This is a genomic window from Christensenella sp. (assembly GCF_034927525.1).
GTDB lineage: Bacteria > Bacillota > Clostridia > Christensenellales > Christensenellaceae > Christensenella.
The window spans coordinates 1-23,409 of record NZ_JAYFPU010000314.1 but is presented as its reverse complement, the minus strand read 5'-3'; the positions used below and the strand labels follow the sequence as shown (position 1 = coordinate 23,409).

Below are 23,409 nucleotides of genomic sequence, written 5' to 3'. Positions count from 1 at the left end.
GATATATAGTAAAATAAAAATCCGAACCTTTTTGAGTTCGGATTTTCTTGTTGTGGTGGAGCATAGGAGATTCGAACTCCTGACCCCCACAATGCCATTGTGGTGCGCTACCAGCTGCGCTAATGCCCCGATTTATTTCTGACGACAGTAGCAAGTGAATACTTGTACAAATCGTTTTTCATTATACCATGTGCAAAACACGATGTAAATATATTATATTACTGCGCGCCCGCAATATCCATTTTGCGTGCTTCTTTTTTGTAACAGATGATGAAGATAACGAAGAACAGCAGTGCGAGCACGACCATAGAGATCAGATAGGCGAGCGATGCTCCCATCAGGCCGGAAGATTGAACAAATATATTGGAAATAATAAGCGCCAATACAAGCGTTGCGCCGTATCCGACGACAAGCAGCTTTTGTTTGCGCAGTACAGTAATGCCGTAAAACATCAGCGTCACAATAGCATTGCACCCGCCGCCCAAAACAAGGATCAGAAGCTCTGCGCGGTAAGCGGAAAGGTCGACGCCATAGAACCACGACAGGACGGGGATACCAAGGAAGTACCCAACGATCTCGCCTGCAATGACAAGGAAAACAATAGCTATAAGCAATTTTCTTATGATATGCACAAGCCGTCCCCGGTCATTTTTGGCCCACGCTTCGGCCATTGGTGTGACCATCGGGCGGAAAATAAAAGTACTGAACAAATTAATGACGAACGGCGGCATGAACAGATAGCCAAAGTAAGCCTGAAAATAATCGCCTTGCATATATGTGTCGATCGCATATTTGGGCGCATTGTTGATGTATATAAGCATAAACGAGCCTAAAAACATAGGCAGACATACCCACAAAAGCTTAAAGATTGCTTTTTTATTCCAATGGAACCTGCCGTCATAAAAGTTGCGGAAGATGGTCAGGTTAAAAAGCATAAAACCAATGGCAGCCGCGATGATGGCCGCGATACACGAACCCACAAGGGAACGGGTTACGAGAAGCACGACGACAAATGTCGCTGTGGAAAGTAATACGCGCAAAGAAAGGGAACGCCCGGCAACATCAAGACGGCCCTGCTGCTGGTACAGCCCGTGGAACACGTCCTCTAACGCATCAAACACTTTATAAATACACAAAAGGAGCATAACAGCGGCCTTTTCGTTTGTGTAACCGCCTAAAAAAACAAAGAAAATACTAGCAATGACCATCGCCGCAACTGTCACAAAACGCGACATCAGGTAATCGCTGAAGGAATAAACACCCGCTACATCCGTCGCCTGAAAAGCGCGCATCTCATAAAAACCGATGGTGAGCATCATCAGCGCAGTGGAATTGGCAAGTGTAAATATCCCCGCGTCATTTGCGCCGGAAATGCGCGTCACCACAAAAAGCAATATGACGGACGCAAGCGCGTTTGCCATACTGCCGACAATATTCCAGAAATATATCTTGCGTTCAAGATTGTTGGTGTTCCCGAGCAATAACCTATTCATACCAAGCCATTATAGCATTTTAACAATTGCGAAACAACACTTATCAAAAACCATTGTTGTTCAAATTCAATTCACATTGCTGTCGTATGATAGTATAAATAATTCTGTAGGATTTTACTGGCGGCAGCGTGCCGAACGTGATATCATTGATAAGGAAAAATGAGGCTTGGGAGAACATATATGCACGGTTTTGTGACAGCACAGGATATTTACAAAAGATACTGCATGGGAGAGGTAACGATTACCGCTTCCGATGGTGTCGATTTTACGATAGAAAAAGGTGACTTTTGCGTGATCGTCGGGTCGTCCGGCGCGGGAAAAACGACCATGCTCAATATTTTAGGAGGCATGGATACGTGCGACGAAGGCCTGCTTCTTGTCGATGGCAATGAGGTAAGCAAGTACAATGCGCGACAGCTGACGGAATACCGCCGCTACGATATCGGTTTCGTGTTCCAGTTCTATAATCTGGTACAAAACCTTACTGCTAAAGAAAACGTAGAGCTCGCGACGCAGATATGCCCCAATCCGCGCGACGCACAGGAAGTATTGCGCGAGGTCGGGCTTGAACATAGGCTGGACAACTTTCCGGCGCAATTATCGGGCGGGGAGCAGCAGCGCGTTTCTATTGCGCGTGCACTTGCAAAAAATCCTAAATTGTTGTTGTGCGACGAACCCACGGGCGCACTCGATTCGGAAACGGGCAAAACGATATTAAAGCTTTTGCAGGATACCTGCCGCGAAAAAAACATGACGGTCGTTGTCGTAACGCATAACCAGGCGATCATGCCTATGGCAGACCGCGTCATCAGAATGAAGAACAGCAAGGTGAAGGAGATCATCTTAAACGATCATCCGACGCCGGTAGAAGAGATAGAGTGGTAAACGGATGAAACGACATATGCTTGTAAAAGAAGCGGTGCGCGAGATATGGAAGAGCCGCACCCGTTTTTTTTCTATTTTAGGGATCGTTGCGCTGGGCGTGGGCTTTTTTGCCGGGGTCAAGGCGAGTTGTCCCGACATGAAGATCACGATGGAGCAGTATTACGAAGAAACTGCTCTTGCTGATGTGCATCTTGTTTCCACATATGGTTTCAATGATAATGATATCAGTGCGATAGGAGAAGTTTCGGGCATACGCGAGATGATGCCCGCCTATTCGGTGGACGCTTTTGTAGATTCAGGAGACCGTACAGATACGATTGCAAAGGTGCTGTCCATCAAGACCACGCAAAACGGCGAGGATGGAAACGAGCTCAATAAGCCTGTTCTAAAAGAGGGCAGACTGCCTGAAAAAGCAGGCGAGTGCGTGGTGGAAAAAACCATCAATTCCCCGGAAAATTTTGAGATCGGCGGCACGGTCAAGCTATTGGCGGGCAAGGTGGACGACGATATCTTAGATACGCTTGATACAGACGAATTCACCATCGTAGGCATTGTGGAATCGTCTTCTTTTATTTCGTTCGATCGCGGCAAGGCACAGATCGGCGACGGGGAGATTGATTGCTTCATCATGGTTCCCGCACAGGATTTTGTACTTGATGTATATACGGATGTATACCTGACAATGAGCGATACAGCAGGACTCAGTCCGTTTGAGCAGCCGTATAAGGACGCTGCGGCAAGCGCCGTAACGGCGTTTGAGAAGGTCGCGGATGTGCGCGAAACAGCGCGCTACGACGAGATCATGAGCGAGGCGCAGGAAAAGATCGACGACGGTAAAAAGGAACTCGAGGACGGAAAGCAGACGCAGCAAGAGGAGCTTGCGGATGCGAGCAAAAAGATCGATGACGCACAAAAGGAATTAGACGACGGGCAAAAAACGCTCGACGAGAAGAAGGACGAATATAATACGCAAATTGCTGCAGCACAGGCAAAGCTGGACGATGCGCGATCGCAGACCGCGGATGGAGAAAAACAATATCAAGATGGCCTGAAGCAATATCAGGACGGCTTAAAACAATATGAAGACGGGCTTGCCCAGTTCAATGCACAAAAACCGGCGGCAGAGCAACAGATTGCACAGCTTAAGCTGCAGGCGGATGGCATACGGGCGCAAATCGCTGCGGGTGTTCCGGGGCTGGAGGGCGCTCTACAACAGATCGAACAGGGTATCGTGCAGGCACAGGGCACTCTTGATGCGACACAAAAGCAACTCGATGACAGTAAAGCAGAGCTTGACGCGGCAAAGCAGACGCTGGACGAGTCCCGCGTGCAGCTCGACGGCGCTGCGGCACAAATTGTGTCAGGGCAGGCGGAGCTTGACCGTCAGAAGGTATCAGGTGCGCGGCAACTAGAGGATGCGCAGAAAAAGCTCGACGACGGACAAAAAGAATTGGATGACGCAAAAAAAGAATATAACGAGGGCAAAACGGATTCCGATAAAGAGATCGCCGACGCGCAGGCAGAGTTAGACGACGCGGAACAAGAACTCTCGGACGTGAAAAAGCCTGTCTGGTATGTGTGGGACAGGGACAACAATCCCGGCTATTCCAGCTATCAGGACGATGCGGAAAAAGTCGACGCGATCGCGGCGGTGTTCCCGTTATTCTTCATTTTGGTAGCGGCGCTTGTGTGCTTTACGACGATGACGCGCATGGTAGAGGAACAGCGCACGCAGGTCGGGACGCTAAAGGCGCTCGGCTATTCCAGCCGTGCGATCATGTCAAAATACCTGTGGTACGCCATCACGGCCAGCGTGATAGGCAGTATCTTAGGGCTTGTGATCGGTTTTTCGTTGTTCCCGAAGGTCGTGATCGACGCATACCATATGCGCTACTTCATGCCCGCAGGATTAACACCCTTCCATTGGGACTACGCATTTTGGTGTACCATCGTTTCCGTCGCGGTAACGGGTTTTTCCGCTTGGGCGGCAGGATATAAGGAATTACGGGAGCAACCGGCACAGCTCATGCGCCCCAAAGCGCCGCCAAGCGGCAAGCGCGTATTGCTCGAGAAGTGGACGTGGTTGTGGAGCAAGCTCAACTTTACCAAAAAGGTAACGATCCGTAATATTTTCCGCTACAAGAACCGTGTGCTGATGACGGTCATCGGCATTGCGGGATGTACGGCGCTCATGCTCACTGGCTTTGGGCTGCAATATTCCATTGGTGCGATCGTGGAAAAGCAGTTCAATGAAATATCCGTATACGACGCGCTCGGGTCATTAGACGACGAAACGACTAGTGACGATCTGGTGACGATCCAGCAAGAGGTTGCAAACACGCCGGGTGTGAAAAACGAGATGCTGCTTTACTACAAAGGCATCGACGCAATAGATGCAAACGGTAAAAAGGTGAGCGCAACCGCGTTCGTGCCCGACGAACCGGCAGAGATGGGCAACTACATCAATTTGCGTACACGGGAAGAAAAGCAGCCGCTTGCGCTCGGCAACGACGGTGCGATCATCAACGAAAAGCTCTCAAAACTGCTGAAGTTAAAGGTGGGCGACACGTTCGATATTAAGGATGCGGATGGCAACGAAGCGCAGGCAAAGGTCAGCGGCATCACAGAAAACTACGCGATGAACTATGTATATATGACCCCTGATTATTACGCGCAGCTTTTTGGAAGCAAGCCATTAAACAACATGTTTGCGATGGATATGGAGTCGGGAACCGATTTGTCCGCGCTCTCAGAAACACTTCTTGGCTACGACCATGTGCAGGGGCTTTCCTACGCGAGCGATACAACGGAGCAGTTTGCTGATATGGTAGACAGCATGGGCAGTATCATGTTGGTGATCATCGTATCGGCAGGTATGCTGGCGTTCATTGTAATGTACAATCTGGTCAACATCAATGTGACGGAACGTATGCGCGAATTGGCGACCATTAAAGTGCTTGGTTTTTATGATAAGGAAGTGTCCGCGTATATCTATCGTGAAAACACGATATCAGCGGTGATCGGCATGTTTGTGGGGCTGGTGCTGGGCGTGTTCTTAGAGAAATTCGTTGTCAGTACGGCGGAGGTGGATATCGTCATGTTCGCGCCCGAGATACCTTGGACGGCATTCGTGTACGCAGGTGCATTAACGCTGGCATTCGCGTTCGTGGTAAATTTTGTACTGCATTTCAAGCTGAAGAAGATTGACATGGTAGAATCTATGAAGTCGATCGAGTGATGTCCTCAAATGTCCGCTGCGCGTCAGACAATGTCAGGCAGCGCGGTAGTATGATGGTAGTGTGAAAAAATATGGATCAAGAGGAAGTGCAGGGATGCGCTTCCTTTTTTGATGCCAAAAAATAAAAAGGAGAGAAGAAAATGTCGAACAACAAATGGAGCGACGCATACACGAATATGCAGAGAGCCGCAGAGCTGCGGGCGGAGAAGAAGCGTCAGGCTGAGGAAGCACGCAGGCAACGTGAGGAGGAACAAAGACGGCAGGCAGAGGAGCGTAGGAGACAAGAAGAACGGAAACGGCAGGAGGAAGCGGAGAAGCGAAAACAGCAAGAAACACAGCGACAGGCACAGGAGGAAAAGCAGCGTCAGGAAGCACAGAAGTTTGCGCAGGGCAATGCGGGAACACAAACATACGCAGAAGCGGTATATGGGAACAAGTGGAGAGACCCCGTAGTCAATACGCAGTTAGAAAAGAAAAAGGCGGCAGCGGAAAGCTGGACTTTAACCGGATAAGGAATATAACTATTTGATGACGTTGCTTCGGGAGTCTGGTATCATGAGGGTAGCGCAGAAGAAACTGCAAAGGGTTGCTATGAAGCATATACAGGAAATTCACCAGACCCTAATAGAGAATACGATACCGGGGTCAAGATCGAGATTGTGGAATATGATGGCAATAAGTTAACAAAGCGTATTCCCTTGACGGACGGCACAGGGCGTGTGTTTTTTGGATAAAGGGACAGTATGCCGATCGATGCAATTTTATGAGGGAGAAGAATAAAGATGATAACATGGGTAAAGAAAAACTGGATGCGGCTGATAAAGATTGCAGCAGTGGTATTGTATTTTCTTTTTTTGGTGCGGGAAATGGTCGTCAGTGGCATTTTCCCTGTTTTTGAATCGCGTAGCTACAGTATGTCGTTTATACGAGGGCTCATGATGAACGGTATTATGCTTTACCTTTTCACATGGCTGTATAAGTGGGTAGTTAAGGGAAACTTGCGAGGATGGCATATGCAGAGCATACTGATCGTGGTATGCGGCCTAGCAATCAGGCTGTTGATGGATTCCCTGTATCTCTTAGTACACCCGATGGAAACGGAAGAATCGATGCAGACTATTTTATATTATGCCTATCTCATTTGGGCATTTTTGCTGGTGATTATGTTACTATGCTTTTTTGTGTTCGACAGGCGTAAAATTTGCATCTGCAAAACACGCGTCCCAAAAGGGATTAGTATTGCGCTGTTAGTGTCTCTTGCTTACATTACGGCATCGGTTATTGTGACAATACAGGTCAATACGCCAATGGAGCCGCTGGGACTTGATAATCTAGCGAACCTAATAAATGCGTTCATTTCAAGACCTTATCAATACGTGTTAAGCGATCTGGTAAACCAGCTAGCGGTTGTTTGGGGATTGGTGTTGTTCTTCCTCCTGTGGCTCAACACAAAACCAGCGAGTGAAAAAATACCGCTGGAAAGTTTGGATTGAAAAACGAATAAAGCCAAAAGAGCGCTGCCAATCACGGCAGCGCTCTTTTTTATGCCGGCGGCAGCAGCCGCGAGCGTGTACCCGTATACAAAAGTGTAAGGGAGTGCATCGCACGGGTACAGGCGACATACAGCAGGCTACGGTCGTGTTCGCAATGGTACTGCGCGTCGTCTGCGCCGGGGATGATCACTTCGTCAAATTCCAACCCTTTTGACATATGCACCGAGACGATGGAAATGCCGTTATTAAAGTTCTTGCTGTCAGGGCTGATCAAGCAAACGTCAAATTCATCATACAGGTCATCGTATAGCTTTTTTGCCTGTTCGTCCGTCTTGGTGATGACGCCCAGCGTACGGTTTTTGCCTGCCCAAAAAGAACGAATCAGGCGGCGCAACTGCACTATTTCGTCTTCCTCGCTGCCACAAGCGAGGATTCTGGGCGCTTCTCCGTGCCGCTCGACCGCCTCCAGCCCGTCTGCTGGCTGGATGTGCTTTGCAAAGCGAATGATCTCATAAGTAGAACGGTAGCTCTTGTTGAGGCGTACAAGCTGCGCACCCTCGTAAAGCGCAAGGAGGTCTTCCTGCGTATGCGTATGGTGAGGGTACACCCGCTGGGAAAAATCACCTAAAATCGTTTTGGGACAAGGAAAGAGGCGGTTGATCACAGCAAATTGTATGGGAGTATAGTCCTGCATCTCGTCGATCACAAGATGGCGAATGATTTTACTTTCACGCAGCCCATCGAATGCCGCCCGCACATAAAGAAAGGGAAAAACATCATTCCATTCAATCGTTTTGCTATCTGGCGTCATAAGCATCTCCTGCCTGCCGATCTGCCTGTAAAATTCCCTGTAAAGCGAAAGCGAGCTTTTGTAGGTAAGCATGTCGTTCAGGCTTTTTATGACCACGCCCGGCTTGGGCAATTCCTCACCTCTGACATTGTCTGTTGTGAAACGCTCGAGGATGTCTTCCGCAACCATGCGCAGCCGCTGTTTTAAGGGATGTCCATCATACGCGTTGATTCGGGCACGTATCCATGTTGCCGGGGCAATAAAGTCTTCAAAGGTATAGTCAGCCTCCGTAAACGCAAAATTAGGTATCTCGCAGATGAAATCATCAAGCTGCTTCACAAAATCCAGCGTAGATTTAAAGTGTGCCCTTTGCGCGTACCCTTTGTCCGCTGTCCCGTAAGCCTTGTCTGGCTCAAAACGAATAATGCCTTCAAGCTGCGCCTGAGCAACGTCCTCAAACCCTGCCTCGAAGATCGGTTCTTCCCCAAGCTCAGGCAGCACGCCCGAAATATAGTCGGAAAAGACCTTGCTGGGCGAAAGGATGGTGATGTTCTGTGCGCATAGTGTGTCCTTGAAGCGGTACAAGAGGAAGGTGTGTATACTCCTCCAAAAAGGACATCCTGTTTTGTATCTTTTGTTGTTTATCGTGCATAAAATCCTCCCTTTGGCATCAGGAAACCAAGCCCCGAAGCATTCTTCCCTCAGGGATAATATTCCGTATTCATGCCTTTATGAAAAGTGTAACAGGAAAATAAAAAAAGACTAGACTGATACTTTTGCCTATGGTATGGTATATAGTAATCGTACCTATTTTAGGAAACGAAAAAAGACCCGGCAGGATTTACTGCCGGGTCTTTTTTATTTGTGCTATTTGTGTTTCTTTTTGAGCACGACCAGTACAACGATCACACAGACCGCCGCGCCGCATGCGATAAGCAGCCACAGGATAGGGTTGACTTGTGTATCGCCGGTCTTTACCGTGCCTGATGCCGGAGCGTCAAGACGGCCTGTTTCGCTTGCCGTACCTCCTGCCGCGCCGCCCTGCGTATTGGTAGGCGAGGGGGAAGGCGACGGCGTTATAGTGGGGTCAGCCGGCGGGGTGGTACTGGGCGTTGGCGTTGTCGGCGGGTCTTCGGGCGTATTGGTGATTATACCAGCCGCGGAAATGCCCGAAGCCGTATCAAAAACCACAGAATCATCCATACCTATCTCAAATTTGAAGTGAGGATCGTCAGGGGCAAGATAGCCGTCAAGTGGCTGTGTTTCAGTCAGGATATATGTGTCGCGGGGCAGGGAAGCAAAGGTGATGCGTCCGTCCTGCGCCGTTGTGGCCTCTGTCGGTTCCGCCGCCGCGTCTGTCCCTGTATATTCATATTTTCCATTGTTCAATGTCAACTGAACAGGCAGACCGTCCGGCTCCGCTCCATCAAAGGTACGCGCTAGCGTAAACGCTACTCCTTGCAAAAAGAGGTCAGGCGTATTTGCATCCGCTTTTTGTATCGTTACATCGGCGGATGTGCGTTTTTCCGCCACGGCAAGCGGCGGGATGTCTGCAAGCTTGCTCGCGGGCACGTCAGATTTGTATGGATATACCGCCGGATCGAGCGCATATCCATCGGGCGCGGCCATCTCTTTCACGAAGTATTGCGCATTGAACGCAAGTCCACGGAACACAGTCTTGCCATCCTCATCGGTGATACCTGTTTTAAATGGTATGCCGGATGCGTCAGCAGTGGTAAAAATGCCGTATGTCGCACCGGGCACAGCGGTCGCTGTGAGTGCGTCGGCATCTGTTTTTTCTATGACACAAGCCGTCGTGCGTGTCAGATACCCCCATGCGCTGTTGCTGACGCCCTGCGATGCAGCTGATGTGTCGAGCGCAACACTGTCATCGTATAAATCGATATCGTTTTTGGCGTTGCCGCCCATGACCTCGCCTACGATATATGTGCGGTAGGTAAGGGTATAAGAATCATTGTCACGAGGAAGTGTGACATTCAATTTGTTATCCTTGATGTTCGCCTGATAAAGAGCAGGATCGACAGGGCTTCCCGCCGTGTCGATTCGTCCGTTTGCGCCATGTGTACTGCGGCTAAGCACGACAGAGCTGCTGTCGAATTCCAGCCCCATAGGCAGCGTATCTATCACAATAGGCGACGTAAGCGTTGTCCCGTTGGGGTTGATATGCACGTTCCATTCGATGTAGGAGCCCGTCTCAGAAACCACACAAGGTGAGGATTTTTTGACGGACAGCTTGTTTTCGATGGTGTTTTCCGCTGTAACGGGCGACGCAACAGAGAACGCAGCACTGCCGGAGGGCAGTTCGTCCGCTGTTATAGATATATTGTTCTGCGCCGATATCTTCACACCCTTTTGAAAGAAATCATCCTTGTTTGCAAGCCGAAGGTATAGATGCAGCGTGTGCGTGTCGCTCGTATCGCCGAGAGCAAGGGACAACAGCTTGCTCTGGTAAGAGGCTTTGCCGCCCGTGATAAGTGATGCAAGCGTCGCAGAAGTGTCATTCAGATAGGACTTCTCCAAATCGAGCGACCAGTCCGGCGCGGGAAGCCCGCTGATTGTGCCGCCTGCAAGGTCGGTGATCTTCGTGATCATCGCGCCAATGTCGTCCGTTATTACCGCGTCTGTAAGGGCAGTCTTAGTAGCGTTGATCTTGACGGTATAGTGCATATACCCTTCGTTTTCCGCTTCATTGAACGTATAGGCTGCATCCTTTTTGAGCATCTCATTCTTCACCTTGCGCGACGCGCTTGTGTCCGCAAAATAGGCAGGCTTGTCAACGTCAAGGTGTGCGCTGTTATTATAGGTATGATCCACATGGTTTTCGCTGAAATAGTTGAGCGCCTTCGTCTTGTATTCGATCACGACCTTATCAAGGTCGGCGGCGTAATTTGCATCAGCGACATTGGAAGAAAAGGCAAAAGCCATGTCGCGCTGCGTAGCGTCTATGGAAAAGATTGCCGCGATTGCCGCGTCGCTCATAGCCGTATTTCCGTATTTGACAACAACACTGTCCGCGACAAATTCTTGATCGCTTTCTATAGTGTCCGTGACCTCTGCCTGTGTATACGAATTCAGGCGTACGGTCGGGTCGATACGCCATGTGATGTAGCCCGTTTCATGGTCAAAGGAGGGAGAGCTTTTGTTCAAAAATACAGAATTGAATCCTGTTTCGATTTTGGGTGAAATGATGTTTACGGTCTTGCCGGTGCCGAATGGAAGCCTCCATGTCATTTTTGCTTCGTTCTCGACTTTTGGAACAGTACCGGGCGCGCCGGGGAGCGCACCGTTCGTTACCGTCGTGTCAAAGCGGATCGTATAAGTCCCGCTTATACGCTGCGGCATCGTGACGGTCAGCGTATTGCTGGCAGTATCGAGTGAAGCGCCCGCGCCCTCAGCGGCGAAATCAGCAATGTCCTTATTGTTCAGCTTGACGCTGCCCGCAACAAAGGTGAGGTCGGCGGAAAGCTTGTCGGTCACCACTGCGTCAAGCAGCATACCCGCAGGCTCGCCTGTACTTATCTTGATCTCCCAGCGAATCGTGTTTGCGTCCACCTGTGTGCCCTTTTTTTCGAGTGTTGTCGGCGGAACTGTCACGGTGTCCGTACCCGTCCACGCACCGGGCGCAGGTTCGGTATCCGTGTTATGTGAAAGCATTGCGTTGTTTATAGCGCTCATACCCGTGTTTGCGGCAACAGCGTCTTCGTTTACCTGCGTAACGACGGTAATGGTCTGCGGCGTTTTATCGCCTGTGGTAAAGGTATAGCCGTTGGCATCGAAATCCGGGATAGGCGTAAGCGTACTTCCTTGTTTGATCCCTGCGGAAACAAACGTGAGGTCTGCGGGCAATGTATCAGTAAGCTTATACCCGTCAAGGTCAACGCCCTTTGTACCCGTGCCAACGATGATTTCCCATACGATCTGTCCGGTCGCAGGGTCATATGTGCCTTCTTTGGAAACGCCGCTCGGTACAGATCGTCCGGGGAAGGTGATGCTTGCGTCCGGACTTCCGGTGTTCAGCAAGTCAATGTCTACAGTCGTCGGGCCGGAAGAATTCAGCTTATTTTTATCAAGGTTTAAAGAAAAGGTGCAGCCACCGCCGAATGTAGCAGAACTATCGATCTCTTGCGTAAAAGTGAACACGAGTGTATTGGATGTATGATCGGCTGTGTATGTTGCGACCACACTTCCATTCGAATGGCATTCGCCGGTGGTCACGCCGGGCGATATGGGCAGAGCGTCCGGCAGGGATAAGGTAAAGGTATCGCCGGGAGCAACCAGATAGCCGATTGCGTCGTTATCCACATCAAATTGCAAGCCGATGTTGAGCTCGTCTAAGGATTCCACTGCGATGTTCGCGGGGAAGGTGTAGGCGTTACCGTTTTTCGTAAGGTTTTTCCACTGACTGCCGTCTTTATATTGCAGGTCAGTCAGGGAGAGGTTGAGAATATCGGGCCTGTCTGTCCAGTCCGTCGGCGCTGCGGCAGGGACAGGAAATGCTGCATCTGCGCTTTGTGGTGTGGTTTCTTCCGCGAGGGCAAAAGAAGAACCGCCCAAGACAAGCGCAACACACAAAAATACATATAGAAAACGCTGAAAACAATGCCGTATAGCCCGGCGCTGTTTTTGCGCACCGTTCCTTTTTTTATCAATTAACAAAACAATACCCCCATAAAATCGCATACATACAAAGTAACCGTTGTATATTAAATATTATTGGATATATTACATATAAAGTCAAGTATTATAAATGCGTTTTCTTGACAAACAACAGCTTTAGGGGTAGCATAAAACCTGTTGATATGATTGGTTGCGTGCGCAACCAATTGTGTAGAAATTTGGATCAGTAAAGGAATGAATGGCTCACCATGGGAATAGACAAAAAATACCGCCTGACCATCATGATCATTTTGATTGGTACATTCGTCGGATCATTGACGCAAACGTTGTTAACGTCCGCCTTGCCGCGTATCGTTGCCGATCTTGGCATTTCGGTGGGGCTGGGGCAATGGCTGACGACTATCTATATGCTCGTGATCGGGATCATGGTTCCCACAACGTCCTTTCTGATCGGTAAATTTTCTACGCGACAGCTTTTTATGACGTGCATGGCGCTGTTTTTCAGCGGGTCTTTGCTGGCGCTCTTTTCAGGTAATTTTGCGATGCTGCTCACAGGCAGGGTACTGCAGGCGGCGGGGACGGGGATATTGTTCCCGCTCCTAAACGTTATTGTGCTGGAACTCACCCCCATAGACAGGCGCGGTTTTTCCATGGGAATTGTCGGCCTGACCGTTAGCTTTGCGCCTGCCATTGCACCTACGCTTTCCGGTTGGATGAGCGACGCGTTCGGTTGGCAAAGCATCTTCGTACTATTGAGTGTATTAAGTGGTATCATTCTTCTGGTTGCGGTGTTTTTGCTCAAAAACGTCAAACGTGCGGAGGCGTCCGGCGCGCTCGACCGGTTGTCCATACTGTGCTCGTCGTTGGGGTTTGGTGGTCTGCTGCTCGCATTCACCAGCCTGAGCGACTACGGATTTTTCCATCCGCTTGTCATTGCGCCGCTTGTGGTAGGCATACTTTCCCTGATCTTTTTTGTACGCAGGCAGCTTAAGATCAAAAATCCACTGCTTGATGTGCGTATTTTCAAACATAAGAATTTCGCGGTAGGCACGGCGCTCATTTCACTTTACTATTTTGCGTTCATGGGCATGGGCATCGTACTGCCACTTTACATCCAAAGCTATCTGGGACAATCGGCGCTCGTTTCGGGACTGACACTTTTGCCGGGCGCATTTTTGATGGCGGCGACCAGTCCGCTTTCCGGCTGGATGCTCGACCGCCTGGGTGCACGCATCACGCTGCTCATCGGCTCCGTGTGCCTGACGGGCGGAACGTTGCTCCTTACGATGACAAATGCCGGTACGCCAATGGGCGTGCTCGTCGCGGATTATGCGGTACGGTGTGTGGGGCTGGGGTTCCTGCTCATGCCCGCAACGACGTGGAGTGTGGATTGCCTGCACATCAAAAAGATGCCGGACGGGATCGTGATCAATAATACGATCCGGCAGGTAGCGGGTGCGATCGGCTCGGCGCTGATGGTAACGGTAATGTCGGTCGCGACAAACGGGGCGCATACGGGTTCTGTTGCGGGGGACGGTGTTTACGGTGTGCACATGTCTTTTCTGTTTTCCGCGCTGCTGTGCATCGCCGCACTCATTTTGGCAGTCGTCTTTGTACGCAGTACCAAGCGTGAAGAGCTGCGCAAGCAGGGAAAACGGCAGGCAAAATAAACAGTGATTTAAAAGGTAGACTTTTTCAACCGTTTCATTTATACTGTTTTTAGTAAGAAAATGATAATAAATGACCCTTTTTAAATCAAAAACTGTCACATATGCTCTGGTTGAAAAAGTCTACTTTTCTGACCGGAAGCGGCGCGATGTTTCAAAATGGGTCGATGGATGATCAGGAGGGGGATATGAACGGACAGAAAAAGGAAGATTTGCTTGATGTGCTCGCAAAACAGGTGGACTGTGCATATCTATCGGAGTTGAGGACTCCCGCTTACTATCCGCTGCTGGCAGACGCGCTCAAACGGATAGAGCCGGACGCATACAGTGTGCGGGAATGGGAAGAAGCCGCTTTTTATATCATCGGGGAGAGGATATTGGTGCAGGACAGCGCGCAGGTGCGCGAAACGCTGCGCAAAAAGTTAAAGGAAGCTGGGCATGTGCCCGTGCGATAAGTTGAAAAAAGACCGCCAGCAATGGCGGCCTTTTTTATTGATCTCAGTCCAAATAATAATCTACGGCGACGCTCGTCTCGCGCACGCTGTGCATATGCTTTTTGACCACGCTCACGTGGTAGGGATGTTGTTGATACGCGTCGAGCGCTTTCTCATCATCCAAAAGCACCTCCAAAATGAGGTCATAAGAACGGTCGGAATGCAGAAAGTCGATGCCCACCTCGATGCCGTGCAAAAGCTCCACATTGCCGTCCATAGAAAGCAAAATCTCTTTTGCCTGTTCGCAGTTTGCCTGTGATGGGTCTTTCAGCTTAAAGCATACGATATGTTTGATCATAAATCATCCTCCGGTATATACTTTTTTCTTCCAAACCATTGTAACACAGAGAAACTCTTTATGCCCATTTTTCATACGCATTTTTCTTGACAGGGAAGTGTGCTGATTTAATCACTTTTGGTTTAAAATATGATATAATATAGGATACTGGTTTTTTACAGGGGATAACAGACCAAATCGAAATAAGCGAGGTATTATGAACAAGTTTGAATTGCATTCCAAGTACGCGCCCGCCGGCGACCAGCCAAAGGCGATCGACGAGCTGGTACGTGGTGTAGAAGAGAACAAGCGCGCACAGGTGCTTCTCGGAGTTACGGGCAGCGGTAAAACGTTTACGATGGCAAATGTCATCGCGCGTACGCAGCGGCCCGCGCTTATTTTGGCGCACAACAAGACGCTGGCGGCGCAGCTTTGCAGCGAGTTTAAGGAGTTTTTCCCAAATAACGCGGTGGAGTTCTTCGTCAGTTATTATGATTATTACCAACCGGAAGCGTATATGCCCGGGCGCGATTTGTATATTGAAAAGGATTCGAGCGTCAACGACGAGATCGATAAGATGCGCCACTCGGCGACATCCGCGCTTCTCGAACGCAAGGACGTGATCGTAATCGCGAGCGTATCGTGCATCTACTCGATCGGCGCGCCGGAAGATTACGGTAACCTGGCGGTAGCGCTGCGGGAAGGGATGGAATACCCGCGTGAAGCGCTCTTAGAGAAGCTCGTATCCATCAACTACAAAAGAAACGATATTGAAATGTCGCGCGGTACGTTCCGTGTGCGCGGCGAGATCGTGGAGATATACCCCATGGGGACAAGCGAACGCGCTGTACGCGTGGAATATTTTGGCGATACGATCGAGCAGATATTCGAGATCGAAGCACTGACAGGCAGGAAGCTGACCAAAGAAAAATACGTGATCATCTTCCCGGCGTCGCATTACGCGATGGAGCACGATAAGGTGCTTGCGCACCTCCCGGATATCAAGCGGGATATGCTTGGGCAAATAGAGATGTTCAAAGAGCAGGGAAAGCTGCTTGAAGCAGAACGTATCCAGCAGCGTACGATGTATGATATGGAGATGTTAAAGGAGCTCGGTTATTGCTCAGGCATCGAAAACTATTCACGATATTTTGACGGACGTAAGCCGGGTGAACCGCCGTATACGCTGATGGATTACTTCCCGGACGATTATCTGCTGTTCGTGGACGAATCGCACATGACGCTGCCGCAGGTGCGCGGCATGTACAACGGCGACCGTGCCCGCAAGCAGATGCTGGTAGACTACGGGTTCCGCCTGCCGTCCGCTTTTGACAACCGCCCGCTGCAATTTGCGGAATTCAACGCGCGTGTCAACCAGGCGGTGTACGTTTCGGCAACACCGGCAGAATACGAGCGCGATCTCGCGAACGGCGAAGTGGTAGAGCAGGTCGTACGACCCACAGGCCTGTTAGAACCGGTGATCGACATACGAAAAACAGACGGTCAGTTAGACGACCTCTTAGGCGAGATCGGCGACATCGCCGCGCGTAAAAAGCGCGTGCTGGTGACGACGCTCACCAAGCGTCTGGCAGAACGTCTGACGGAATATTATACGGAAATGGGCATTCGCGTGAAGTATATGCACTCGGACATTGATACATTGGAGCGCATCGACATCATCCGCGGTCTGCGCTTGGGAGAGTTCGATGTGCTGGTGGGCATCAATTTGCTGCGCGAGGGGCTGGATATTCCGGAGGTGGAATTGGTGGCGATCCTCGATGCGGATAAGGAAGGGTTCCTGCGCAACGAAACGTCGCTCATCCAGACCATCGGACGTGCAGCGCGTAACGCGGAAGGCCGTGTGATATTGTATGCAGACAAGATGACGCGTTCCATCAATGCGGCAGTAAGCGAGACGGAACGCCGCCGCGCGGTGCAAAAGGCGTATAATGAGCAGCATGGCATCACGCCGACCACGATCACAAAGGATGTGAGCGAAGCGCTTGCCATCTCACAGAAGGCAGAGGAAGCGGTCGTCGAGAACCTCACAAAGGACGAACGCAATATGCGCATCGATATCCTCACGCAGCAGATGAAACAGGCCGCCGCCGAGCTAGAGTTCGAGGTTGCCGCCAAGCTGCGGGATATGATCGAAGATCTGCAAAAAAGTAAAAAATAATTTGAGATAAAAGAGGAAAATATATGGACTATTTACACATCAAGGGCGCACGTGAGCACAATTTAAAGAACATTGATTTAACGCTGCCGCGCGACAAATTTATTGTGATCACCGGACTTTCGGGCAGTGGGAAATCGTCGCTGGCGTTCGATACGATCTACGCGGAAGGCCAGAGGCGGTATGTGGAATCATTATCGTCGTACGCGCGGCAATTTTTGGGACAGATGGAAAAGCCGGACGTAGACCTCATCGAAGGACTTTCGCCCGCGATCTCCATCGACCAGAAAACAACTGCCAGAAACCCGCGTTCCACAGTGGGTACAGTCACAGAGATACACGACTATTTGCGCCTGCTTTATGCGCGGGCGGGCGATGTATACTGCACCAAGTGCGGCAAGAAGATATCCCGCCAGACGGTAGACCAGATGGTCGATCAGGTCATGAAGAATCCGGAGGGCTCAAAGCTGATGATTTTGGCGCCCGTCATCCGCGCAAAAAAAGGTGAGCATAAGAAGGTGCTCGAAAACCTCTTGAAGGAAGGCTTTACGCGTGCCGTTGTAGACGGGGAAACGCATGAGCTGGATGAGGAGATCAAGCTCGAGAAGCAAAAGAAGCATACGATCGCGGCGGTCATCGACCGTATCGTCATCAAGCCGGACAGCGCAAAGCGTGTGACGGATTCCATCGAGACAGCGCTTCGTATGACAGGCGGACTCGTCATCATCCGCAACATGGACAGCGGCGAAGAAAAGCTGATGAACGAAAATTTTGCATGCGCAGACTGCGGTGTGAGCATCGAGGAGCTGACGCCCCGTATGTTTTCCTTCAACAGCCCGTTTGGCGCATGCCCGGAATGTACGGGACTCGGTATGCTTTTGAAGATCGATCCTGACCTTATCGTACCGGACAAAACAAAGACCTTGCGTGACGGCGCAGTCAGGGCGTCCGGCTGGAATTTCGGTGCGGTCGGTACCATCGCCAAAAACTATCTCGATGCGATGATGAAGCGCTACAAATTCGATATGGATACGCCGTATCAGGATTTGCCGGACGAGGTGCAGCACGCGCTTTTATACGGCACAAACGGCGAAAAATTGCGCGTAGAATACGAAGGTATGGGCGGCGCTGGCTATTACAATGCCGCATTTGAGGGGATTGTACCCAATTTGGAGCGCCGTTATCAGGAGACGACCTCCGAATACATGAAGGGCGAGATCGAAAGCTACATGGTGGAAACGCCATGCCCGGTGTGCGGCGGCAGGCGCTATAAGCCGGAAACATTGGCTGTCAGGATTGGCGACAAAAACATTGCCGACCTTTCAGATATGTCTATCCGCGCAGCGCGTGAGTATATCAATATGGTAAAACTCGACCACAAACAAAAAGCGATCGCCGAGCGTGTGATGAAGGAGCTCAATGCGCGCTTCGATTTTCTGATCAACGTCGGCCTTGATTACCTGACGCTTTCGCGAGCGGCAGGAACGCTTTCGGGCGGTGAAGCGCAGCGCATCCGTCTGGCGACACAGATCGGCAGCGGTCTGATGGGCGTGCTGTATATCTTAGACGAGCCGAGCATCGGTCTGCATCAGAAGGATAACGACAAGCTGTTAAAAACGCTCAAGGGCTTGCGCGACATAGGCAATACGCTCATCGTTGTAGAGCACGACGAGGAGACGATGCTGGGCGCAGACCACATCGTAGATATCGGGCCGGGCGCGGGCGCGCATGGCGGCAAGGTGATCGCAGAGGGTACGCCCAAACAGATCATGGAAAATAAAAAGAGCATCACCGGGCAGTATCTATCGGGTGCGAAGCTCATCCGCATCCCCGCAAAGCTGCGCGAGGCAAAGCAGTGGATCACCGTCAAAGGCGCTCAGGAAAACAACCTGCGCGATATTGACGTAGCATTCCCGACGGGGGTCATCACTGCGGTCACGGGCGTGTCGGGCAGCGGAAAAAGCACGCTTGTCAACCATATTCTGAAAAAGGCGTCCATGCAGCGGTTCTATCATTCCAAGGACAGGCCGGGCAAGCATAAGGCGATCGAGGGGCTTGAGTATGTGGATAAGGTCGTTGATATCGATCAGTCGCCCATCGGGCGCACGCCGCGTTCCAACCCGGCGACATATACGGGCATGTTCGATTTGATCCGCGATATCTTTGCAATGACGCAGGACGCGAAAATGCGTGGATATCAAAAAGGACGTTTTTCGTTCAACGTAAAGGGCGGTCGGTGTGAGGCGTGCCGCGGGGACGGTATCATAAAGATCGAGATGCATTTTCTGCCGGACGTATATGTGCAGTGTGAAGTATGTAAGGGGCAGCGCTACAACCGTGAAACGCTGGAAGTGCGCTACAAAGGCAAAAACATCTTCGAAGTACTGGATATGACGGTAGAAGAAGCATATAAGTTCTTCGAGAACATCCCGCGCATCGAAAGCAAGCTGAAGGTGCTGATGGACGTAGGGCTTTCGTATATCAAGCTGGGGCAGCCCTCGACGACGCTTTCAGGCGGCGAGGCGCAGCGCGTCAAGCTGGCGACGCACCTTTCCAAAAAGCAGACGGGTAATACGCTGTTTATCTTGGACGAGCCGACCACAGGCCTGCACATGGACGACGTGAAAAAGCTGGTCAAGGTTTTGAACAGGCTGGCGGACAAGGGCAATACGGTCGTCGTGATCGAGCATAATCTGGACGTGATCAAGAGCGCGGATTATATCATAGATATGGGGCCGGAGGGCGGCGATAAGGGCGGCATGGTGATCGCTAAGGGTACGCCAAAAGAGGTCGCGGCAAGCAAAAAGAGCTATACAGGGCAATATTTAAAGCGTATTTTCGATAATGCCACGCCCGAGCACTATTTGAAACCGAAGAAGAAAAAATAAAAACGCATGTCCGTAAATACCTGTTGCATGTCCTGCAATGTCCGATTGGCGTCAGGTAATGTCTAGTGTAGGTGTACTAAGATAATAGTGTGAAAAAATATGGATCAAGAGGAAGTGCAGTGATGCGCTTCCTTTTTTGATGTCAAAAAAATAAAAAGGAGAGAAGAAAATGTCGAACAACAAATGGAGCGACGCATACACAAATATGCAGAGGGCTGCGGAGGCGCGCGCAGAGAAGAAGCGTCGGGACGAGGAAGCACGCAGACAACGTGAGGAAGAACAAAGACGGCAGGCAGAGGAGCGCAGGAGACAAGAGGAGGAACGGAAACGTCAGGAAGAAGCGGAGAAACGCAGACAGGAGGAAAAGCAGCGCCACGAGGCGGCAAAATTTGCGCAGGGCAATACGGGAACGCAGACATATGCCGAAGCAGTATATGAGAATAAGTGGCGCGATCCTGCACCAAAACACCGCAACCAGTGGCGAAAACGAATGCGCAAAGGCTGATCGATAAAACGCTTGCACTAAAGAGCGACACGGATGACCCGTTTGTGCTGGAACTGAACCGCGATACGTGGGAGCAGGACTATAAGAACGATAGGACGCAAGCGTACAAAAAGCTGGTCAGCGATTATGCGGACGGACTGCTAAAAGGCACGGAAAAACCGTCGGAAGGGCTTAGTAAGGGCAAAGGACGCACAGACGGCGACCTTGCCGACCCGTTTATACAGGGATTGTGGGGAGAACAGGAGCTAAAGAATGATTTTATGCGGGGGCAGGTTACGGCATTCACGCCTGCGCTGGATGCTCGCCCTCCGCGCCGCAGGGCGAGCCGGATACCGGCGCGGAAGGGAAGATCGCGTTGGCGGTCAACCATTTTGTGGCAGTCAAAGGAGACGGAAAAGTGAGCGCGGTTGGTTTAAACAAGGACGGGCAATGTAACGTTGGTTGGTGGACGGATATTCGCCAAGTGGCAGTAGGATCATGGCATACGGTTGGACTCAAAAAGGACGGGACCGTCGTAGCAACGGGAAACAACGATGCGGGGCAATGCGATGTAGAAGACTGGAAAAATGTCAAACAGATTGTTGCAGAGGGTGATACTACGGTGGCGCTGATGGAAGACGGTACGGTTGCGGCAACAAGGTATAACATGAGTGGGGAAAGTTGGGAGAGCACCCGGGAATGGCGGGACATTGAATCTATTGCCATGAGTCTCACGGGAGGGGTCATTATCGGAGCAAAAAAAGACGGGACGATTGAGATGATAGGTCAAGCGGACGATCCGCGTATGGAGGCGCGCGACTGGAAAGATATCGATAAGGTATATGGCGGTTTTAGTAATGTTGCGGGGATAAAAAGGAATGGAATACCAGAAGCAGCGGGATATAACTCCTTTGGGGAATGCAATGTCATAGGCTGGACGGATATTTCTTCGTTGAGCGTGGGTGGGTATTGGACGATCGGCGTCAAAGAAGATGGGACAGTTGTACGTACAAGGGATGAGGAAAGAGACCGGCATAATATCGATCTATCCAACTGGGATCATGTCGTCTATGCGGTGCAAACAGACAACATTGTGATTGGATTGCAAGAGAACGGCACGCTTCTTATCGCCGGGGAACAAAACGATGACATTGACAACGACGCAATTTGGCTGGCGCAGGACTGGAAAGATATCTGTGGCTGGACACTGTAAAAAATTAAACCAAGCGGCGCAGAGTCGAAAGCTATTACGCCGAGGGCGGACTGTGGCAGGAAATGACTGCTTTTGCACAAAAACACAGACTGTCTGTCTAGAGCGATACATTCACCATCTATCACTTAGAAAAAGTTGGTAACGATTTTCTTTACCATTCGCCCACATAAGTGTTTCTTTGGTATAATGGTTTAAACCAATGAACCAAAGAAAGGGACTGTGATGGGACGACATACGATCATTGTGGATAGTGAAAAATGTATAGGGTGCGGATTATGCGTGCGAGACTGTCCGCAAAGCAACATTGACATCGCAAACCAAAAAGCTGTTATCAAAGCACAGGATTGCCTCATGTGCGGGCATTGCGTCGCAATTTGTCCCAAAGCCGCGGTATCCATAACAGGCTTTGAAGAGCCGCCGGAAGAATTTGAGAAGCAAACGATGCTTTCGCCAACAGAGCTTCTGGACGCGATCAAAACACGAAGGAGCATCCGCCGTTTCAAGCAGCAGGAAGTCCCGGGCGAAGTGATCGGGCAGATTATCGAGGCAGGGCGCTTTACGCCCAGCGCAGTCAATGCGCAGGATGTTTCCTATATTGTTCTGAAGGATGAAAGAGAAAAGGCTGAGAAAATCGCGGTGAAGCTTTTCAGGCGGTTGCTGCCCCTTGCATCTCTGTTCAGCAAAGAGGCAAGAGCGGGCGTCGGCATAGATGATCATTTTTTCTTTAAAAAAGCGCCGACAGCGATCGTGATCGTGTCGAAAAACAGAATAAACGGCGCGCTTGCCGCCTCCAACATGGCGCTGATGGCGGAGGCAAACGGTTTGGGCGTGTTATACAGCGGCTTCTTTACCATTGCGGCGAACGTTTCAGGAAAACTGCGCAGGGTGCTCGGCTTAGAGCACAAGGAAAAGGTCGTGACCACGCTCGTGCTCGGCTATCCGGATGTCAATTACTACCGTACAACGCAGCGGGAGACCGCGCGCATCCGCTAGACGAATAGCACAAAAATAAAAAGGGAGGCTATGGTCAGCCTCCCTTTTTGTATTCTTTTACGATAGCCCCAACTTGTCCCACAGATCAGACCAGCGCTGCGTTCGCTCGCTGTCCATGACCGAGCCCTGCATCTTGTCGAGCGTTTGCGCCATATAAAGAAATTCAAGCTTATATTCGTCCTGCTGCACACTTGGGATCGCTTCCAACCGTGTCGCAGCATCCATATAGCTCGATGTGCCTGCGTATTGCGATTGTTTGAGCAGCATCCCCACCTCTGCCACAGAAGCGGCATACTTCATAGTATCGGAGGGCGTCGCACTATAAGCTGTTGCGTCCACAGGGTAGGAAAGCAACTGGCTCACATCTCCGTCCGGCGCTTTGTAGCGGATGTTCACTGTGAGGTATTCGTCGCTGGCAGTGGTCACGGTCTGCTGGTATTTCAGGCCGCTGTCCTCCTCCGCCGGGGCAACCGTCGCCTCTACGATCTCATAGATGGCTGTCATCGAATGGCCCGCGCCGATCTCGCCGCCGTCCTTGGTGTCATCGTCAAAATCCTCATCCTCAAGCCGCCGGTTTTCATAACCAATCAGGCGGTACTCCGCAACCTTAGAGGGGTTGAATTCCACCTGCAGCTTCACCTCCTTGGCGACAGTGAACAGCGTACCGCACATATCGATGA

General features: G+C 50.6%; 17 protein-coding genes and 1 tRNA gene. 12 read left to right on the top strand and 6 right to left on the bottom strand.

Annotated features, from left to right (window positions below; genetic code table 11):
• Positions 1–53: 53 nt before the first annotated feature.
• A tRNA-Ala gene (locus tag VB081_RS12795) sits at positions 54–129 on the bottom strand.
• A gap of 89 nt (positions 130–218) precedes the next feature.
• Positions 219–1,493 carry a lipopolysaccharide biosynthesis protein gene (locus VB081_RS12790; RefSeq protein WP_323401170.1) on the bottom strand — a complete coding sequence of 425 codons (1,275 nt, stop codon included), beginning with the start codon at positions 1,491–1,493 and terminating at the stop codon, positions 219–221.
• Between the two features lie 180 nt (positions 1,494–1,673).
• Here VB081_RS12790 and VB081_RS12785 point away from each other — a divergent pair, with 180 nt between their 5' ends.
• The 4 genes from VB081_RS12785 to VB081_RS12770 all read left to right on the top strand — a co-directional run bounded on the left by VB081_RS12785 (position 1,674) and on the right by VB081_RS12770 (position 7,109).
• The gene (locus tag VB081_RS12785) at positions 1,674–2,378 is read left to right on the top strand and encodes an ABC transporter ATP-binding protein (protein WP_323401169.1); all 705 of its coding nucleotides are present in this window, start codon (positions 1,674–1,676) and stop codon (positions 2,376–2,378) included.
• A 4-nt stretch (positions 2,379–2,382) separates the two neighbouring features.
• The gene (locus VB081_RS12780) at positions 2,383–5,616 is read left to right on the top strand and encodes an ABC transporter permease (protein ID WP_323401168.1); all 3,234 of its coding nucleotides are present in this window, start codon (positions 2,383–2,385) and stop codon (positions 5,614–5,616) included.
• 140 nt (positions 5,617–5,756) lie between these two features.
• Entirely contained in the window at positions 5,757–6,128 is a 372-nt protein-coding gene (locus tag VB081_RS12775) for a hypothetical protein (protein WP_323401167.1), read from the top strand.
• 270 nt (positions 6,129–6,398) lie between these two features.
• On the top strand, positions 6,399–7,109 hold the full coding sequence (locus VB081_RS12770; protein ID WP_323401166.1) for a hypothetical protein: 711 nt from the start codon (positions 6,399–6,401) through the stop codon (positions 7,107–7,109).
• Between the two features lie 49 nt (positions 7,110–7,158).
• Here the strand turns inward: VB081_RS12770 and VB081_RS12765 are convergent, their stop codons facing one another.
• On the bottom strand, positions 7,159–8,484 hold the full coding sequence (locus VB081_RS12765; protein WP_323401165.1) for a HelD family protein: 1,326 nt from the start codon (positions 8,482–8,484) through the stop codon (positions 7,159–7,161).
• Between the two features lie 282 nt (positions 8,485–8,766).
• Positions 8,767–12,576, bottom strand: coding sequence for a SpaA isopeptide-forming pilin-related protein (locus VB081_RS12760; RefSeq protein WP_323401164.1), 3,810 nt, complete (start codon positions 12,574–12,576; stop codon positions 8,767–8,769).
• Between the two features lie 209 nt (positions 12,577–12,785).
• On the opposite strand from VB081_RS12760, the gene VB081_RS12755 reads away from it, so the two are divergent.
• On the top strand, positions 12,786–14,207 hold the full coding sequence (locus tag VB081_RS12755) for an MDR family MFS transporter (RefSeq protein WP_323401163.1): 1,422 nt from the start codon (positions 12,786–12,788) through the stop codon (positions 14,205–14,207).
• A 185-nt stretch (positions 14,208–14,392) separates the two neighbouring features.
• Complete coding sequence (locus VB081_RS12750) at positions 14,393–14,659, top strand: hypothetical protein (protein ID WP_323401162.1); 267 nt, start codon at positions 14,393–14,395, stop codon at positions 14,657–14,659.
• Positions 14,660–14,702: 43 nt separating this feature from the next.
• Here VB081_RS12750 and VB081_RS12745 read toward each other — a convergent pair whose 3' ends face one another.
• Complete coding sequence (locus tag VB081_RS12745; RefSeq protein WP_323401161.1) at positions 14,703–14,996, bottom strand: Dabb family protein; 294 nt, start codon at positions 14,994–14,996, stop codon at positions 14,703–14,705.
• Positions 14,997–15,192: 196 nt separating this feature from the next.
• Here VB081_RS12745 and uvrB point away from each other — a divergent pair, with 196 nt between their 5' ends.
• The 6 genes from uvrB (at position 15,193) to VB081_RS12715 (ending at position 22,729) form a co-directional block, all read left to right on the top strand.
• Complete coding sequence (gene uvrB / locus VB081_RS12740; protein ID WP_323401160.1) at positions 15,193–17,154, top strand: excinuclease ABC subunit UvrB; 1,962 nt, start codon at positions 15,193–15,195, stop codon at positions 17,152–17,154.
• A 23-nt stretch (positions 17,155–17,177) separates the two neighbouring features.
• On the top strand, positions 17,178–20,039 hold the full coding sequence (gene uvrA, locus VB081_RS12735; protein WP_323401159.1) for an excinuclease ABC subunit UvrA: 2,862 nt from the start codon (positions 17,178–17,180) through the stop codon (positions 20,037–20,039).
• Positions 20,040–20,208: 169 nt separating this feature from the next.
• On the top strand, positions 20,209–20,544 hold the full coding sequence (locus VB081_RS12730; protein ID WP_323401158.1) for a hypothetical protein: 336 nt from the start codon (positions 20,209–20,211) through the stop codon (positions 20,542–20,544).
• On the top strand, positions 20,517–20,945 hold the full coding sequence (locus tag VB081_RS12725) for a hypothetical protein (protein ID WP_323401157.1): 429 nt from the start codon (positions 20,517–20,519) through the stop codon (positions 20,943–20,945). Before VB081_RS12730 ends, VB081_RS12725 begins: the two co-directional genes overlap by 28 nt.
• Entirely contained in the window at positions 20,918–21,736 is an 819-nt protein-coding gene (locus VB081_RS12720; protein ID WP_323401156.1) for a hypothetical protein, read from the top strand. The genes VB081_RS12725 and VB081_RS12720 overlap by 28 nt, the downstream gene beginning before the upstream one ends.
• 222 nt (positions 21,737–21,958) lie before the next feature.
• Positions 21,959–22,729 (top strand): nitroreductase family protein, encoded by a 771-nt coding sequence (locus tag VB081_RS12715; RefSeq protein ID WP_323401155.1) that lies wholly within the window; start codon positions 21,959–21,961, stop codon positions 22,727–22,729.
• 57 nt (positions 22,730–22,786) lie between these two features.
• On the opposite strand, the gene VB081_RS12710 is transcribed toward VB081_RS12715, so the two are convergent.
• Positions 22,787–23,409, bottom strand: a 623-nt coding sequence (locus tag VB081_RS12710; RefSeq protein WP_323401154.1) for a YfbK domain-containing protein, incomplete at its 5' end; no start/stop codon positions are given.

Excerpts from the sequence above, each read along its gene's own strand:
- uvrB (WP_323401160.1), top strand. The coding sequence starts at position 15,193 with ATGAACAAGTTTGAATTGCATTCCAAGTACGCGCCCGCCGGCGACCAG.
- VB081_RS12785 (WP_323401169.1), top strand. The coding sequence starts at position 1,674 with ATGCACGGTTTTGTGACAGCACAGGATATTTACAAAAGATACTGCATG.
- uvrA (WP_323401159.1), top strand. The coding sequence starts at position 17,178 with ATGGACTATTTACACATCAAGGGCGCACGTGAGCACAATTTAAAGAAC.
- VB081_RS12745 (WP_323401161.1), bottom strand. The coding sequence starts at position 14,996 with ATGATCAAACATATCGTATGCTTTAAGCTGAAAGACCCATCACAGGCA.
- VB081_RS12780 (WP_323401168.1), top strand. The coding sequence starts at position 2,383 with ATGAAACGACATATGCTTGTAAAAGAAGCGGTGCGCGAGATATGGAAG.
- VB081_RS12750 (WP_323401162.1), top strand. The coding sequence starts at position 14,393 with ATGAACGGACAGAAAAAGGAAGATTTGCTTGATGTGCTCGCAAAACAG.
- VB081_RS12775 (WP_323401167.1), top strand. The coding sequence starts at position 5,757 with ATGTCGAACAACAAATGGAGCGACGCATACACGAATATGCAGAGAGCC.
- VB081_RS12770 (WP_323401166.1), top strand. The coding sequence starts at position 6,399 with ATGATAACATGGGTAAAGAAAAACTGGATGCGGCTGATAAAGATTGCA.
- VB081_RS12755 (WP_323401163.1), top strand. The coding sequence starts at position 12,786 with ATGGGAATAGACAAAAAATACCGCCTGACCATCATGATCATTTTGATT.
- VB081_RS12730 (WP_323401158.1), top strand. The coding sequence starts at position 20,209 with ATGTCGAACAACAAATGGAGCGACGCATACACAAATATGCAGAGGGCT.
- VB081_RS12715 (WP_323401155.1), top strand. The coding sequence starts at position 21,959 with ATGGGACGACATACGATCATTGTGGATAGTGAAAAATGTATAGGGTGC.
- VB081_RS12790 (WP_323401170.1), bottom strand. The coding sequence starts at position 1,493 with ATGAATAGGTTATTGCTCGGGAACACCAACAATCTTGAACGCAAGATA.